Raw genomic sequence first — 16543 nt, 5'->3', positions numbered from 1 at the left:
CTTCAGATGCCCGGCGGGAGGCGCTTCCGGGGCTTGCCGCAGAAGCTTGCTTTCATTTTTCAAATAAAACAAGGTGCTTCCACTTCCCGTAGCGGTAATATAAAAACGCGGTCAGGCTGCTCAGCATAAAGCTCATTCCGATGCCAAGCGCTATGCCGTTTTCGCCAAGCCACTTTGAAAATAAGTATGTAAACGGATAGCGCAAAGCCCAAAAAGAAATCACGTTCAGCACCAAAATTTGAACCATCGCGCCGGCTGCCCTTACAACACCGTTTAACACAAAGTTAATCCCGATAAACGGATAGAAAAAAGCAATCGTTCTTAAATACTCTTCCCCGAATCCGGCTGAATCGGCTTCCGAAATAAACAGCCTGACCGCATGATAGCCTGTCAGAAATATCGCGGTGCTGACAGCAGCCATAAATAGCAGGACATAAATGACGCCGTCATGAGCGATTTTTTTCGTACGCTCCATATCGCCGCTGCCGACGGTTTGGCCAGCCATACTGTTGACAGCCGTGCCGATGGCCATCGCCGGGAGAATTAGCAGGCTGTCAAGCCGCTGTACCGCGCCAAACCCTGACACGACACGTTCTCCAAATGAATTGACAACGCTCATAATCGCCATCGAGCCGCCTGAAATCACCATCATTTGCAAGCCGGCAGGCACTCCGAGCTTCAAAATGACGGACGTCTCTTCCAGCGACGGAAGCGCCGGCTTTGAAAATGGAACAAGCCGCTTTCTCACCGTATAGACCACACCGTAAACGAAAGCAATCCCTTGGGAAACGACGGTTGCATAGGCTGCTCCGGAAATTCCGAGGTTGAATACCGAGATAAACAGCGGATCCATAAACAGATTCAGGATGACGGCCAAGAGGACGAAACGCAAAGGTGTTTGACTGTCGCCGACCGCTCTTAACACGGTACTGATGAAATTATAGCCGAATAAAAATATAATCCCGATAAAATGAATGCTCAAATAGCTTACAGCCAAATCCATCATATTGCCGGGCGTTTGAAGAAGCGAAAGCAGAGGCTCTGTGAAAAAATAGCCGATAACCCCGAGCAATACGCTCATCGCCGTCATCAGAACGACAAACGCGTTGACATATGAAGCAAGTCCCTTCTTATCCCCTTTTCCTTTTTGCTGCGCAAGAATCGTCAGTGCCGCATTGTTGACGCCTAATACGAACGATAACACCGTAAAGAAAACCGTCCCTGAGACGGCCGCAGCACCGAGAGCTTTTGCTCCGAGCAGATTTCCGACCCACAAGCTGTCAACGAATTGAAATGAAATCTGCAAAAGATTGGCTAAAATGATCGGGCCGGAAAAAAAGACCAGCTGTTTAAACACATTTCCGTATGTAAAATCCGTTTTCATTGTTTACTCCTTTTCATCTGTCATCTTGATCGCGATGTGACCGATGGCTTCAGAGCCTCATATGATGTCAGAAAGCATGCAAAGGGGCGTGACAAGATGTTCTCTACAGATCATGATGCCCGTCAAATGGCGGAAGGTTTTCGGTGGAACTGCTGCCATCTTCCGCCTGCAGAGGCGCCCTTTTATTTTCGTGACAGCGGAAAAGCAGCGATGATCAGACTGCTCCACGCGGCTCCTCACACCGACAATCTCGACGTATTCGTAAACGGAATATCCGTTTTTCAAAACGTCTCCTATACAGATTTATCTTCTTATGTCCGGTTTCCTGCCGGCCGTATTCAAATCGATGTTTTCCAAAGAGGCAGGACGCACGGTCCGATGCTGACGGTACAGTATCACCTGATCCACGGCGGGTACTGCACGGTTGCCGTTACAGGCACAGCCGCAAAGCTCGTTCCCGTTGGAATGTATGACCGGCCTGCGGCTGATCCGGAAAGCCGCAGCATCCGATGCGTCCATTTATCGCCGGATTCTCCGGCTCTTGACTTTGCAGTGCAAAACGGACCTGTCCTGTTTTCCGGTGTCCCCTTTCAAACGGTCACCAGGTACATCGAGGTGCGTTCACAGAAAATCGACATGGAGTTAAAGGCCGCCGGTTCAACAGCGGTCTTGCTGAAGGTCCCGAAAATCACGCTTCACGCCGGGGAATCCGCAACGTTGTATGGCCTTGGTTTCGTCAACGGCTCTCCTTCTCTCACCATAAAAGCTGCGCCGTTTCCTGCCAAAGCTCCGCCTTCATAGCGAAAAAAAGAGACCTGATGTCTCTTTTACAGTCTGCTGAAGCATGGACAACAAAATCCTAAAACGGTCTCATGTTTTAGGATTTTGCCGGCAATTATTGATTGTGATGGTCAGTTTTTTTATGTTTTTTAGCATCTAGGGTAAAGATCATAATGCTTAAAAACAACGCACAATACCCGATGTTCAAATACATCTTGTCCATGTTTTCATCGATGAAACTGAAGGCGGCGAGACCGCCGAAGTACAGCGAAAACAACATAGACAGCAAGCTGAAATATGTGTAGATACGTTCCATATGTTCACCCCTGTAAATCCCGCTGCACGATCTATGAATCTGTTTGTGCAGGCTGATAATAAACAAATTCGATTTGATCTTTTTCTAAATCAATGTCTTTTGCTTTCACATACATTCCGTTTTTAAGCGGCATCTCTGACAGACGGACTTGAATTTCTTTAGCGTCCGAACGAACGTGGACAAAATCAGGAAGATCATAAAATTGATCCATGTAGTTCAGCACCATCGATATCGGAACATTTAACTTGCCGATCGAAAATCTCGTCACGTCAAGAACCACATCTCCGTTTTTTTCCACTGTCGGCCGAAAGGACACCTTCGCATCAACTGTCGAGGAAAAGGCGCGGATCGCACCGACGATGTGGAATTCGTCATCGATTTCGATTTGATAGTCAAGATCCGACGAAGACTCCTTTTCCAAATACGTGTTGATGAATGCGGCCAATGACTCTTTCGTGCTCGTCACGTTCAATTGGTATTCGCTCGGAGTCGGCCGCGACGGTTCCTTTTGACCGCCGGGCATGAATACGAGAATGAAAATCCCGGCAAGTATGATGACGTTGACTGCTGCTAAAATTAAAAATAAACTCTTCCATTTCTTCATTTTTTCACCTTATTCTGCTGAGGGGTCTTCGTTTTTAATTTGTTCGTAAACGCGTTTCGCTATTAAAGAATACCCGTATTGATTAGGATGAAACTCATCTTTTGCAATCTTCTTTTCATCGCTGTTTTCCTCAAAAATATCAGCGATATCCGCCATTTTCGTATTGGAGACCTTTTTCAGGCTTTTTTCTGCGCCTTCATTCCATTCGTCTACGACTTGGTCAATTTCCCTCAGTTCAGACAGCGTAAACTTAAATGGATTATACATGCTGACATAAATCAATTCAGCGCTGGCGTTTTGCTCTCTGATTTCCGCTAAAATATTCGAAAACCGCTTTTCAAACAGTTTTTGTTCAGCGCGGAAAGGTGGGAGCGTTAAGTGCGCGAAGTTTTGGCGGACGACTTTCATCAGGTCGTTGCCCCCGATTGTAAATAAAATGTAGTCTGCATCTTTCAGGCCCTCTTGTACTTCTTTTTCTTTTAATCTTTCAAGCAGCTGATCGGTCCGGGAGCCTTTAACGGCATAATTTTTGACCGTTACGGACTTCACATCGCTCCGGCTTTCAAGCTCGTCGGCCACCATGCCGACATAGCCTTTCTTTTCTTGATCGCCTACCCCCTCTGTCAGAGAATCGCCCACTGCTGCAATCACGATATCGCGCTTAGGGGAGACCGATGTTTTTTCAACGCCCGCATTCCATTCCGTACAGGCTGAAAGCAGACAGACGAGGGCCATCATGGCTGTTATAAACCGTATGTTCAATGATGATGCCCCTTCCTTCTAGATAACCTAAAAAAAAGTGTACCATGTTTTGATTCTTTTGAAAATGATTTGGCAGGTGTAAAAAAAAGCCTGTTTTCCGGTGGTCAGGAAACAGGCTTTTAGCGGCAGGCCGCCCGTTTTTTCAACGGTTTTCCAGCGTCTTAATATCGGCGATGATTTCATCGTACGGCGTATCTTTTGCACCGTCATAATCCTTGACGACTTTGCCGTTTTGATCGACTAGATAAAATGACGATTGGTGAATCACCTGATCCTCATCTTCAGGTTTTTTCACGATTGCTTTAAAGCTTTTCAGCGCAAATTTTTCGATTTCCTCCTGCGAGTATCCGGTTAAAAAATCCCAGTTTTGAAAATTGAGCGGATAGTTGGCCGCAAATTTCTTCAATTTTTCGGGTGTATCATTTTCGGGGTCAACGCTGAATGAGACGATGCGGGCCTGCAGGTTTTCCTCTTCCATTTGTTTTTGCAGTTCAGCCATATGTGAAGTCATCGGCGGGCAGATCGTTTTACAGTTCGTAAATATAAAGTCTGCCACCCACACCTGGCCTTTTAAACTTTCAAGAGACACGGTTTTCCCGTCGTGATTTTGAAAAGAAAAAGATTGTACGTCATAGTTTAAAGAATTTTCAATCTTGCTAGTTCCGCAGGACGAAAGAAACACTGTGAGAATACCTGCAAGGAAAATGCCGAAAACGTTTTTCAATCCTTCCATCCCCTTTTTCAATCGGTGTAAAAGGTAAAACCGATCGCTCCTTTTCCGGTATGAACAGAGATAATCGGCGTTGTGTACGCAATATCAATATCGATTCCCGGGATATGTTCAAGCAAAGAGTCTTTCAGCCTATGGGCGAGGTCAAGTGCATCGGCATGGGCGATTCCAATCGCCTGCACCGTCCTTCCCTTCACCGCGGAAAGAAATTGACCAGTCAAATAACGGATAAGCTGACTGCTGCTCCGGACATTTTTTTCAGGCGTATAGATTCCGTCCTCGAGCCTCGCGATCGGCTTAACCTTGAGCAATGAGCCGATCAGCGCTTTTCCTCGCCCAATGCGGCCGCCTTTGATCAAGTTATCAAAATGATCAATTGTCACATAGAGGGATGTCCGGTCGCGCAAGTTCTCCAGGTCTTTTACAATCGCTTCGGCCGTCATGCCCTCTTCGGCCAGCAAGGCGGCCCGCAAGACCTGAAAGCCGAGCCCTTTTGAAATATACATGGAATCAATCACCGTAATGTTCCCGTCGACCATATTTGAAGCGCTTACAGCCGTCTGGTATGTCCCGCTCAATTGGCTTGAGAGATGGATGCTGATCACTTCGCTTCCGTCAGCGGTCAGCTCTTCATACAGTTCGATAAAAGCGCCTAAAGGCGGCTGTGAACTTTTCGGGAGTTCTGCGGCGCTCTCCATTTTCTCAATAAATTCGTCCGGCTGAATATCGAACCTGTCTCTGTAAACAATGCCGTCGATTGATATCGAAAGCGGGAGAACGGAAATATGATATTCTCTGAGCAGTTCTTCGCTCAAGTCAGCTGTTGAGTCCGTTACAATTTTAATGCTTGGCAATTCCCTTCACATCCTGTCGGTTCAAATGGTGAATTTCCTAGTGAGCCAAATCGGCATGAAAAATTCTTTGCCGGCCGAATGCCGTCTCCCGCCCTTTTCCAAGCGGATTTGGCTGTCTTCATGGGCCGGCAAAGAATGCTATCAATTCTTATGCATTATGCTTCAATTCTTCCTCTTGATAAATGGCGAGGTAATCCTGCCATTTCAATGCTCTCTTTAAGTAGTCCCTAAAGGAGTAGACGTTTTTTTTCCGCTTTGAGCAATAGAGCTTCTTTAAAAAGATTTCGAGCCTCAGACTGGCCATAAAAAAATGCGGGTCGTCCTTCTTCAGCACGGGTATTTCCGTCACCTTCACCTTCTGTCCATCCGAACGTTTGAACTCCAGGCTTTTAAGTAACAAGCTATCAATCCTCATTTATGAGATATTTTCTTTATTATACATAATCTCAGGAGCCGTTGTCTGTGATTTATGCGCGTTTTCAAAAAAATTTCTTAAATCAGCAAATGAAAGAGCCCTTCATCTTTATTCACTTCGACATAGCGGAAGCCTTTCCGGTCCATTCTCGCAATCAGCGGCTCGTAGTCTTCGCGCTGCTTCAATTCGATGCCGACGAGCGCAGGGCCGCTGCTTTTATTATTTTTCTTCGTATATTCAAACCGGGTGATATCATCGGTCGGCCCGAGCACTTCATCCAAAAATTCGCGCAAAGCTCCCGCCCTTTGCGGGAAGTTCACGATGAAATAATGCTGGAGTCCTTCATACATCATCGATCTGTCTTTGATTTCCTGCATTCTGCCGATGTCGTTGTTTCCTCCGCTCACAATGCAAACGACATTTTTCCCTTTAATTTCTTCCCTGTAAAGGTCTAAAGCGGCGATCGGCAGCGCTCCCGCAGGCTCGGCGACAATCGCACATTGGTTGTACAGCTCAAGAATCGCGGTGCATACCTTTCCTTCGGGAACGAGCAAAATATCATCTACAACGGTTTCAAGCGTTTTAAATGTCTCCTCGCCGATTTTTTGCACGGCGGCTCCGTCTACAAATTTATCGATTTTCTCGAGGGTGACGACTTCGCCTTTTTTGTTTGATTCAAATAGAGCCGGCGCGCCTTTGGGCTCGACCGCGATCAGCTTTGTATCCGGGGACACGTTTTTCATGTAGGTTCCCACTCCTGAAAGCAGGCCGCCTCCGCCTACGCTTGCGAATAAATAATGGGGTTCTGTTTCGATATCGTTTAAGATTTCGACCGCAACCGTTCCCTGGCCGGCCATGACGGCAGGATCGTCAAACGGGTGGATAAATGCCCGTTTTTCTTCCTCGCAGCAGGCGACTGCGCTTTGATACGCATCATCGAACGTGTCGCCAGTCAGGATGATCTCGACGTATTCCTTGCCGAACAATTCGACTTGAGAAATTTTCTGCCTCGGAGTCGTCGACGGCATAAAAATCTTTCCGTGAATACCGAGATGTTTACAGGAAAAAGCGACCCCCTGCGCATGGTTTCCTGCACTGGCGCAGACAATCCCGTTTTTCGTCGTTTCTTTGGAAAGCTGCTTCATTTTATAATAGGCGCCTCTCAGTTTAAAAGAGCGGACAACCTGCAGGTCTTCTCTTTTTAAATATACGTTGCAATCGTACCTCTCGGAGAGCCTCTCATTTTTTTGGAGGGGGGTATGAATGACAACATCTTTTACATTTTGATGGGCTTTTAAAATGTCTTTGACTTGGATGAGAGAGTTTTCTTTAAGCAACGGTTTCATGTATAAGATCCTTTCTGTATAAAGCTTTATTTAATACGCCATTATATCATGAATATTCAAAATTTAAAGGGCAATTCTTTGTTATTTACAGAATATTATACATCTTCTCAATATATACGGCGTTCTTTTCGATTGTTAATGTGCAGCCAAATACACTTTTTTTCAAAAAACTCTTTATTTGTTCTAATTGGGTGTTATAATAGAACCAATTAGAACCAAAAGGAGATCCGCCATGATTAAACACACGTATCCGTCCGTAGGGTTCTCCGAACTGATCGGGGAATGCGATTCCTTTTTGCAAACGAAAAACAGAGCGATACAATTTGCAGCCTCTTCCCATCCGATCCTGATTCATGGAGAAACAGGCACAGGCAAAGAGCTGTTCGCCAAAGCCATTCATTCCGGATCATCTTTCAAGCATGATCCCTTCACACACGTAAGCTGCAGCACGCTGAATGAAGATGAAGCGGCTGAAGACTTTTTTCTTTCAGAGATGAATGAATCCGGAACCTTGTTTCTCGACGAAGTGTGGGGGCTTTCCTTGCCTCTTCAGGGCAAGCTTTTGGCAGCGATTGAAAAAGGGATGCCAAAAAGACTGATCGCCACCTCAAGCGTGCCGCTCGGTGAACGGATTGAAAACAGCGAATTCCGCAAGGATTTGTACTACAGGCTCAATGTGCTCGACCTTCCGCTTCCACCCCTTGCTGAACGGCGAAGCGACATCCCCCTTCTCGTGCATCATTTTGTAAAAAGCGGGGATCATGACATATATGTCGAACCGGTCGTTTGGAAGGCTTTAGAGCAGCATGAGTTTGAGGGGAACGTCAGAGAACTCAAAAACATGACGGATTATATGAAAACCGTCTCAGACAGGAAAACGATTCAGCTTTACGACACTCCGCCGGCGTTAAGAGAACAAATCGAAAAGAAGAAGCCAAAAGATAAAAAAACGGCTTCAACATCACTGACTTTAATGGAAAAAGAGGAGTTTGCGTTTTTGCTCGATGCAGTCAAACAATTAAATGAAAAAGGAGAGCCTGCCAGCCGCAGGGTTCTGTCTGAACTGAGCAAAAACGGGAAGTCGGAGCTTACCCCCCAGCAAGTGCGCAGCAGATTGGATTATTTGGAAAAAAGAGAGTTTATTACAAAGGGCCGCGGAAGAGCCGGGACAAAAATCACGCTTGAAGGCCTCCGCTTTTTAAGCTCTTTAAAGCATCACATTATTCAAGATTAGAAAGGGTGTCTTGGTATGTACACGATTAAAGAAGAAATTGCGAATGCAATAACCCATGGACTCGGCGTTCTCCTCTCCATACCCGCCATCGTATTTTTGGTGATATTTGCGATCCGCTACGGAAGTCCGGTGGATGTTGTCAGCTTTTCGATTTTCGGCGCTTCCATGCTGTTCCTGTATTTAAGTTCGACCCTTCTGCACAGCATTCAGCACAAAAAAACGAAAGATATTCTTGAGATCATCGATCACTCAGCCATCTACGTACTGATTGCGGGTACATACACACCGCTGCTTCTCGGACCTTTGAAAGGCGCGCTCGGCTATACAATGCTTGCAGTCGTCTGGGGACTTGCGATTGGCGGAGTTGTATTTAAAATCTTTTTTGTGAAACGATTTATCGTGGTCAGCACGCTGGTGTATCTTGTGATGGGCTGGATGGCGATTATTGCGATCAAGCCGCTTTATACGGCCTTGACCGGAGAAGGATTCGCCCTGCTGCTCTTAGGGGGAATATTGTATTCCGTCGGAACGATCTTTTATTTATGGAGAAAGATCCCGTATCATCATGCGATTTGGCACACTTTCGTACTCGGCGGCAGCGCCTCCATGTTTTTCTGCGTGCTTTTCTACGTGGCAAAGGTGCCGTTTGTATCATAAACGGCGAAAACCAGGCTTCCTTTATGGGAGCCTGGTTTTTTTATGCCCGAAGCTGTTTGTTTTCGGTCAGGACGTATGCCGGGTGGATCGTCAAGTCGATATCAGCAGGTCTCAGCCTCTTGAACAACTTGCCTTTCTTCATGTCTTCCGTACCGGCTGTTTCGACTGCAACAATCGGAATGCCGAGCCTTTTGGATAAAGATTTGTAATCGAGCCCGTCATCTTCAGACAGAATAAAGCTTTGGCCTTTCCTGACGAGCTCTTCCACTTTTTCAAGTGATGCTTCCTTGTCGGCGCTTTTTTTGACCGCGGCCATTTTATTGAGCCAGCCGCTGAGCAGCGGATAACGAAAGGCGCGCGGATCAGCAAAAAACGAAGCCGTTTTATCAAGGTGTCCGAGCAGAACGGCGAGCTCTGACAGGCCGAGCTTTGGATGCACGTAAAGGGCGGGCCCCGCCGGGGATCTTCCGTTCTGATGGATGGAAACGGTCGAACCGGTTAAGCCGATGCACCCCCGCAAAAAAGCTTTCGGCTTATCAAAAACAGCTTCCATCTGATTGGCATACGAAAGGCGCGGATCAAGTGTCTGCAGGGCCTGCAGGAGCTTGATATGCTTGATGAACATATAGGCTGAATAAACCCATAAAAAACAATAGCGAAACATGAAAAATCCTCTCCTCTATCCTTTTCTTTGATAAACGAGGAATTCGTAGTCATAAGGATTTTTGTCATCTTTCAGGCCTTTCCGCCTCGAAACGATTTCCCATTCGGCTTCGCTGAATTCAGGAAAATACCGGTCTCCTTCAAAGGTTTCATCGATTTTTGTCACATACAGCTTGTCCGCAAAAGGCAGAATCTCCGCGTACAGTGTTGAACCGCCGATGACAAAACATTCTTCATTTTTATTTTTCGCAAACCGCACCGCTTCCTCTGCCGAGTGCATCACCTGACAATTCGGGATATCCAGTTCTTTATTGGATGTAACGATGATGTTCTCACGGTGAGGCAAAGGTCTGCCGATGGATTCAAATGTCTTTCTCCCCATGATCACGGCGTGTCCTTTCGTCACCTCTTTAAAATACTTCAAATCCTGCGGCAGATGCCATGGCAGATCATTATCTTTGCCGATCAGGCGGTTTCTGTCCATGGCGGTAATCAATGAAATCATTAATTTAAAGCCCCCTTATGATGTTTGTAGCGAAATAAATCCGGATGATGCTCATCTCTTTGTGTGATCATCTGTGAACATGATGCATGAAGATGGAGGTTAAAGCTGTGATGAGAGGAAACCTTTCTTCGAGGTTTTCATTCTGATCAGGCCGCCCGAATGCATTGGTGTCATTCCCCGTTTTGTTCAATTCCGGTTCTCTAACATATGACGGCATATATCCGCATGATGTTTCATTTTTTTCATCCTTTTGTAGTGTATCTTGTTTAACCTTTCGAAAACAAGATATTTTTCGAGAAAAGGCGTAAAATATGCGGCATTAAAAAGTCCCCGCCTGATGGCGGGGACGGCCGGGTCTTTCAGCGGCTTTTCGCAACGCTCTGTCCGTCTGTTCTCTCTTCCTGCACTTCATCCTCAAGATCCTGATGCGAATGGGCAATTCGACTTGCAGCAGCAGCCGCCAAGGCAGCGACGATATCATCAAGGAACGTGTGAACCTCATCGTCCGGACAGTCGTCCAGTTCTTTAATGATGCCGAACTTTTCTTTATCCAGATAGCCGAAGTTCGTCAAGCCGATCGAACCGTAGACGTTGACGATGGAAAGCGGAATAATCTCGTCGATCCCGTAAAGAGGTTCATCCGTTTCGACCAAATATTGAAGCGGTTCAGGCAATAGCTTTTTCTCGGCAAGCTGGTCAAGCGCTATCCCCGTTAACACGGCATGAACGATTTCCCTTTTGTTTAAGACCTTTTCGACATTCTCAACGCATACTTCAAGCGACAGATCAGGATGATATTTTTCCTGCAGCTTTTGTACGATCAGCGCGATATCCTCAATCGTAACCCCGCGCTCATTCAGCATATTTTTCGTTATGTGCACCATTTCATTCATCGTATACTTCTTCATCTGCATCAATCTCCTTTAGTGGCTCATCCAGTTAGGCGGTGTATTGCGGTCCCAGTAAATGCTTCCGAGATCGTGATGTTTTTGAAAGCCGTCTTCGGCAGTATGATAATGAAAGTTAAACCAGTACCCTTTATGCGGCGGCTTGTCCCTGCGCACATGGAACCTCAGCACATCTTCCCCCGTTTTCCGGTTGTAAACGTGGAAGATTCTTTCCGACTTCCCCGCCGTCGGCGTTTTGGAAATGACGAGATCCTGGTAAGCGTCATTGTCCTGCATTGTCATGAGATGGCTGACGATGATCTCCTCAACCTTTGGAAGCACTTCTTCCCTGTACTCGTCTTCAATGACCGGCGATATCCTGCTGCCGAATTTTACAAATGACAGATCTTCCGCTTCATTGAGCAGTTCGTCCTTGTAAGTGTCAAATGAAGATTTGGATTCGCTGTCTCCTTCAAGTTCGTGCTCTTCCTGCTTTTGATAAACAGCTGTATACCCGGATTCTTTCACGCTCTGATGCTCCTGCAGCTTGTCCGCCATTAATGCCGCAGGAGGAGATACAAGGCCGAATGTTGCAATTGTAAATAATGCGACAAGCGCTTTTCTCATCCACATCTTCATGACTGATTAGTCCCCTTCTGATCGCTTTCTCATTTTCTCTTATTCTATCATAGGTTGAATTTTCAGTCATTCATAAAGTGGCAGTGCAGAAAAACAAAACGCCTTTTCTTTTGCCGATAAAACGTTTACAATTAAAGATGAAAATTCAAAGCTGGGAGTGGTCGTTCATGGTTGAAGGTCTTTTTATAGCCGCTTCATTCATTACCCTCGCTTATTTTATCGTCATGGAAATCGCAGATTAAAAAATCCCAAGGTATATACCTTGGGATTTCATTTTTCGAGGACACCGTAATGAAACAGGGCTGTTTTTCGTTTTTTTACGGAAAATCCGTATTTTTCAAAGCGCGGACTTTTCCAGTGGTCTTTCAGGACCACTCTTTTTCTGGCGACCCGAAGAGCTTCATGTAAAGCACCGTCAAGCGTAAACTCGGAATGCGCCCACTTTCTTAAAGGGGCGATGCCGTCTGATTCTTTGATTCCATCATCAAACATCGGGTCGAAGTAGACGATATCTGCTGAATCATCACCAAGTTCCAGCAGATAATCAATGCTGTCGCCGGAATGAACCCGAATCCTTTTCATCGCCTGATCTAAAGCGTCAAGGCCCGTCTCCCACGATTGAAGCCCCGCCTCGACAAGAAAGGCAAGAAGCGGGCTTTTTTCAATTCCGCGCACTTCGCCTTGTTCGCCTGCGGCAAGGCTCGCAATGATCGCGTCTGATCCAAGGCCGAGCGTACAATCGAGCAGCTTGTCTCCCGGTTCAACTTGTGCAGCTTCGACAAAAGGATCCGGTTCGCCCCTTAACATGCGCTTCGCCCGGAACATCGCAGAGTTCGGGTGAAAAAAGAATTTTTCGCCTTCTGAATGATACAGCTCAAAGCGCTCTTTTCCAACCACGAGAACATCGTCCTGCTCTGTCTGCCGGATTTGGCGAATCGGCCGTTTTCTCCGTTCGGAAAAGCGGGCGCCGAGCGTCCGGCTGATTTTTTCTGCCGTTAAAACCGTGCTTTCAGTCGGTCTGTAGCTTGTTGTGACAATCATGTTTTTCTCCGTAAAAAATGCCCTTCAAAGGGCATTTTAGCAATGTTTTTCAAAAGCGTCCGTGATGTTTTTCATAATCTCCGTCATTTCACGGCCTTCAATCTGTTCACGCGGAATGAAATGAACGACTTCTTTGCCTTTCAGCAGTGCCATTGAAGGTGAAGACGGTTCATATCCTTCGAAGTATTCCCGCATTTTTGCCGTTGCTTCGCGGTCCTGTCCGGCAAAAACTGTAACGGTCTCGTCAGGCCCGTTTTCGCTTCCGGAGACGGCCTGAACGGCTGCCGGTCTCGCCAGTCCGGCGGCGCATCCGCAGACTGAATTGACGACGACGAAAGTCGTGCCTTCTGCACCTTCCATGAAAGTCTCAACTTCTTCCGCAGTCGATAATTCTTTAAAGCCGGCCTGCACCAATTCCTGACGCATCGGAAGAACGAGCTGGCGCATGTATTCTTCATAAGCTGTTGACATATTAAAAAGCCCCCTCTATAAACCTTGACTACTGATGTCAAGGATACTACAGCGGGGGCTGAATTTCAAACACCGGGCGAAAAAACCGCTAGATTTTCATAATGCCTCCGGTATTGGCAGATGTCACCAGCTTTGAATACCGGGCGAGATAGCCTGTTTTCACTTTCGGTTCAAATCCGGGCCAGTTTGCTTTTCTTTTTTCCCATTCTTCATCTGAGATTTCGATGTTTAAAATCCGCTTTTCGATATCGACAATGATATGGTCGCCGTTTTCTACGAAAGCAAGCGGGCCGCCTTCGGCTGCTTCTGGCGAAACGTGGCCGATCGAAAGACCGCGGGAGGCTCCGGAAAAGCGGCCGTCGGTAATTAAGGCGACTTTCGGACCGAGGCCCATTCCGACGATCTGCGAAGTCGGTGCAAGCATTTCAGGCATTCCCGGTCCGCCTTTAGGACCTTCATAGCGGATGATGACGACATCTCCCGCTTTTACTTTACGGTTGATGATACCGTCAAGCGCTACTTCCTGTGAGTCAAAGACAACCGCAGGTCCTTCATGGCGGGTAATCCCGTCTTGGACGCCGCCGGTTTTAATGATCGCACCGTCAGGCGCCAGGTTGCCGAACAGGACGGCAAGTCCGCCTTGCTCTGAAAACGGCTGATCGATCGGATGAATGACCTCGTAATCCGTCACTTCGCGACCGGCAATATTTTCGCCAAGCGTTTTTCCCGTTACGGTCAGCGTATCCAAGTGAAGCGCGCCTTCTTTTTTCGACAGCTCGTTTAAGACTGCTGATACGCCTCCAGCTTCATGCAAATCTTCAATAAACACATCGGAAGCCGGCGCAAGCTTTGATAAATGCGGAACCCTTGCCGCTACCTCATTGATCCGTTCAAGCGAGTAGTCTACCCCCGCTTCATTGGCGATCGCAAGCGTGTGGAGGATCGTATTCGTTGATCCGCCGAGCGCCATGTCTAAAGCGAACGCGTTGTCGATCGCTTTTTCGGTCACGATGTCGCGCGGTTTGATATCCGACTTGATCAGCTCCATCAGCTGGCGGGCCGACTGTTTGGCAAATTCCCTGCGGTCGGGCGATGTCGCCAAAATGGTGCCGTTGCCCGGCATGGCGATGCCAAGAGCTTCAGAAAGGCAGTTCATCGAGTTGGCCGTGAACATGCCCGAGCATGATCCGCATGTCGGACAGCCAAACTGTTCAAGCTCCTCAAGCCCTTTCTCATCGATCTTGCCTGATTGATAAGCGCCAACGCCTTCAAATACAGAGGAAAGCGAGATTTTCCGTCCGTCGCTCGTTCTTCCCGCTTCCATCGGTCCCCCGCTGACAAACACGGTCGGAATATTGATCCGCATTGCTGCCATGATCATGCCCGGCGTGATTTTATCGCAGTTTGGAATACACACCATTCCGTCAAACCAGTGCGCTGATACAACCGTTTCCACTGAATCGGCGATGATTTCGCGGCTCGGAAGAGAATATCTCATTCCGATGTGCCCCATCGCAATTCCGTCGTCGACCCCGATTGTATTAAATTCAAACGGAACACCGCCGGCCTCTCTGATCGCCTCTTTGACGATTTTTCCAAACTCCTGCAAATGGACATGACCCGGTACGATATCGATGTATGAGTTGCAAACGGCAATAAACGGTTTGCCGAAGTCCTCTTCTTTTACCCCAGCCGCTCGCAACAAACTGCGGTGCGGTGCTCTGTCGATCCCTTTTGTAATCATGTCACTGCGTAAACCTGTCATCGTGATCCTCCTAAACATCTTCGTATTTACATTCTATATTTTCTGAATATTCAGTTTTAAAAAACTGTCTGTTAACCGCTTGCCGGACTGATCCGCAAGATGACGGCTGTTTTGATCTTCATCTGTAAATCATTCCCCATGAATCAGAACCTCCACATTCCATATGATTGCTAACTACTATATATATTTTCAGCGTGTTTTTCAACAATATTCGAAATATTTTTATAGAAAAAGTGATATTTTATAACAAGACGCGTGACTTTTTTCAAAATTCCCGGATCGCAGCTTCGGAGCGGAGGGCTTGAAGCATAAAAAAAAAAGACGCTGTTTCCAGCGTCCTTGTCAGCCGTCTTTTTTGCGGCTTTCCGTCATTTGCTTCCATACGGAGCCTTTCGCTTCTTCACCGTATTCGATCCGTTCGATCGCCATTTTGACTTGAAGGCTGACTTCAAATTCGGGATCGTTTTCAGCTTCTTTTAAAGCGGGAAGCGCGCGCTCATCGCCGACTTCGTACAGAAACATGGCGGCTCTCCAGCGCACAAGCTTGCTCGGGTCCTTGAGCGATTTGATCATTGCCGGAATCGCTTCCGGGTTTCCGATGTCTGACAGACAATCACCGGCTGTTCTTCTGACCGTGATCGTTTTGTCTTCGAGCGCTTGATATAAAAGAGGAAGCACCGCAGGCGATTCGATCATGCCCAAATAAACGACAGCAAGCCTTCTGATCGATGTTTTCGGGTCCTTGAGCGCTTTTTCGAGTACTGGAATGTCCTTTTCATCCGGGTCCATTTGTTCTAGATGGGCATAGCGTTTTTGCCAATCTTCCTCATCCATCATTTCAAGCGTAACCCGGTAAGACTTTCGCTGCACAGCCGCGCGTTTATCCTCAGCATCGCTTGATGCGGCTGATTCCGTCAGCTTCCGCAGGCGCTCCTCATCGTAAGCCGCCTCAAGCTCTTCCGTTACTTCACGGCCGATTTCTGAAAAATCGCCGAATCTGACGCCTTGCTCTTTCCATGACCGTTCGAGCACGACGTTGGAAGACGCGGTTTTAAGCTTCAGGATCGCTTCCTGGAAACGTTCCGGGAGACCGAAGCGCTCCTCGCGCTCGCCGTCGGTCAATTTCACCTGCATCGGTATCCCGCTGAACATTTGCACGAAGACTTTAACCTCGCCGAACGATTCTTTTTCTTCGGAACGGCCCCCCGCCTCTTTGGCTTCGTCCATTCCGAAGGCAGCGCGCACAGCAGGAAGGATGTCTTTCCAGTCAAATCTCGCATTGCGCTCGACAGCGATAAAATCGGCCACATGGTAGACGCCTTTTACTCCGTCTATGTTTAAAACCTCTTGGATGACGGGAGGCGCGCCTTCCGCATGGTCCTTTTTATAATTATTGCTTTTTCCGCCCGGCAGTTCTTCGGTCAAAATCACCTTCATTGTATTCGGGCTCGGTGTCGGTTCTATCGATTTAATTTTCATCATTGTCCCCC

The 16543-nt window shown here is 47.3% G+C and carries 19 protein-coding genes; 3 read left to right on the top strand and 16 right to left on the bottom strand.

What is annotated here, in order from left to right; translation table 11 throughout:
- Window positions 1–52 precede the first annotated feature (52 nt).
- Window positions 53–1384: an MATE family efflux transporter gene (locus QMZ64_RS01915; protein ID WP_243940954.1), complete on the bottom strand. Its 1332-nt coding sequence runs from the start codon at window positions 1382–1384 to the stop codon at window positions 53–55.
- Between the two features lie 96 nt (window positions 1385–1480).
- Here QMZ64_RS01915 and QMZ64_RS01910 point away from each other — a divergent pair, with 96 nt between their 5' ends.
- Window positions 1481–2185, top strand: coding sequence for a DUF4397 domain-containing protein (locus QMZ64_RS01910; protein WP_265626719.1), 705 nt, complete (start codon window positions 1481–1483; stop codon window positions 2183–2185).
- 94 nt (window positions 2186–2279) lie between these two features.
- On the opposite strand, the gene ypmT is transcribed toward QMZ64_RS01910, so the two are convergent.
- The 7 genes from ypmT to ilvA form a co-directional block, all read right to left on the bottom strand.
- Window positions 2280–2480, bottom strand: a complete 201-nt coding sequence (ypmT, locus tag QMZ64_RS01905) for a protein YpmT (RefSeq protein WP_020451868.1) — start codon at window positions 2478–2480, stop codon at window positions 2280–2282.
- A gap of 31 nt (window positions 2481–2511) precedes the next feature.
- Window positions 2512–3084, bottom strand: a complete 573-nt coding sequence (locus QMZ64_RS01900) for a YpmS family protein (protein WP_265626716.1) — start codon at window positions 3082–3084, stop codon at window positions 2512–2514.
- A 9-nt stretch (window positions 3085–3093) separates the two neighbouring features.
- Window positions 3094–3846 (bottom strand): SGNH/GDSL hydrolase family protein, encoded by a 753-nt coding sequence (locus QMZ64_RS01895; RefSeq protein ID WP_265626714.1) that lies wholly within the window; start codon window positions 3844–3846, stop codon window positions 3094–3096.
- Between the two features lie 142 nt (window positions 3847–3988).
- Window positions 3989–4579, bottom strand: a complete 591-nt coding sequence (locus tag QMZ64_RS01890; RefSeq protein WP_301441104.1) for an SCO family protein — start codon at window positions 4577–4579, stop codon at window positions 3989–3991.
- Between the two features lie 8 nt (window positions 4580–4587).
- Window positions 4588–5430, bottom strand: coding sequence for a DegV family protein (locus QMZ64_RS01885; protein WP_065643831.1), 843 nt, complete (start codon window positions 5428–5430; stop codon window positions 4588–4590).
- 148 nt (window positions 5431–5578) lie between these two features.
- Window positions 5579–5830: a YpmP family protein gene (locus QMZ64_RS01880; RefSeq protein WP_301441103.1), complete on the bottom strand. Its 252-nt coding sequence runs from the start codon at window positions 5828–5830 to the stop codon at window positions 5579–5581.
- A 92-nt stretch (window positions 5831–5922) separates the two neighbouring features.
- Window positions 5923–7191 carry a threonine ammonia-lyase IlvA gene (ilvA, locus tag QMZ64_RS01875; protein WP_265626707.1) on the bottom strand — a complete coding sequence of 423 codons (1269 nt, stop codon included), beginning with the start codon at window positions 7189–7191 and terminating at the stop codon, window positions 5923–5925.
- 232 nt (window positions 7192–7423) lie between these two features.
- Here ilvA and QMZ64_RS01870 point away from each other — a divergent pair, with 232 nt between their 5' ends.
- Both QMZ64_RS01870 and trhA read left to right on the top strand, forming a co-directional pair.
- Complete coding sequence (locus QMZ64_RS01870) at window positions 7424–8425, top strand: sigma 54-interacting transcriptional regulator (protein WP_265626706.1); 1002 nt, start codon at window positions 7424–7426, stop codon at window positions 8423–8425.
- Window positions 8426–8440: 15 nt separating this feature from the next.
- Window positions 8441–9082, top strand: coding sequence for a PAQR family membrane homeostasis protein TrhA (gene trhA / locus QMZ64_RS01865; protein WP_065643827.1), 642 nt, complete (start codon window positions 8441–8443; stop codon window positions 9080–9082).
- Window positions 9083–9122: 40 nt separating this feature from the next.
- Here the strand turns inward: trhA and QMZ64_RS01860 are convergent, their stop codons facing one another.
- The 8 genes from QMZ64_RS01860 to QMZ64_RS01825 form a co-directional block, all read right to left on the bottom strand.
- Window positions 9123–9746 (bottom strand): 1-acyl-sn-glycerol-3-phosphate acyltransferase, encoded by a 624-nt coding sequence (locus tag QMZ64_RS01860; protein WP_265626703.1) that lies wholly within the window; start codon window positions 9744–9746, stop codon window positions 9123–9125.
- Window positions 9747–9761: 15 nt separating this feature from the next.
- Window positions 9762–10250: a dihydrofolate reductase gene (locus QMZ64_RS01855; RefSeq protein ID WP_075754175.1), complete on the bottom strand. Its 489-nt coding sequence runs from the start codon at window positions 10248–10250 to the stop codon at window positions 9762–9764.
- A 359-nt stretch (window positions 10251–10609) separates the two neighbouring features.
- Window positions 10610–11158: a phosphatidylglycerophosphatase A family protein gene (locus QMZ64_RS01850; RefSeq protein ID WP_165427277.1), complete on the bottom strand. Its 549-nt coding sequence runs from the start codon at window positions 11156–11158 to the stop codon at window positions 10610–10612.
- A 15-nt stretch (window positions 11159–11173) separates the two neighbouring features.
- A complete protein-coding gene (locus QMZ64_RS01845) occupies window positions 11174–11776 on the bottom strand; it encodes a YpjP family protein (RefSeq protein ID WP_265626699.1) in 603 nt (200 codons plus the stop codon).
- Between the two features lie 270 nt (window positions 11777–12046).
- Complete coding sequence (locus tag QMZ64_RS01840; protein WP_265626697.1) at window positions 12047–12817, bottom strand: class I SAM-dependent methyltransferase; 771 nt, start codon at window positions 12815–12817, stop codon at window positions 12047–12049.
- Window positions 12818–12853: 36 nt separating this feature from the next.
- Window positions 12854–13288: a BrxA/BrxB family bacilliredoxin gene (locus tag QMZ64_RS01835; RefSeq protein ID WP_025811259.1), complete on the bottom strand. Its 435-nt coding sequence runs from the start codon at window positions 13286–13288 to the stop codon at window positions 12854–12856.
- Window positions 13289–13376: 88 nt separating this feature from the next.
- A complete protein-coding gene (ilvD, locus tag QMZ64_RS01830; RefSeq protein ID WP_265626694.1) occupies window positions 13377–15053 on the bottom strand; it encodes a dihydroxy-acid dehydratase in 1677 nt (558 codons plus the stop codon).
- Between the two features lie 342 nt (window positions 15054–15395).
- Window positions 15396–16532, bottom strand: coding sequence for a conserved virulence factor C family protein (locus QMZ64_RS01825; RefSeq protein WP_265626692.1), 1137 nt, complete (start codon window positions 16530–16532; stop codon window positions 15396–15398).
- Window positions 16533–16543 lie beyond the last annotated feature (11 nt).

The sequence above is a fragment of the Bacillus sp. LB7 genome (genome assembly GCF_030449715.1).
Taxonomy (GTDB): Bacteria; Bacillota; Bacilli; order Bacillales; family Bacillaceae; genus Bacillus; species Bacillus paralicheniformis.
This window is presented reverse-complemented; position numbering and strand designations above follow the sequence as displayed.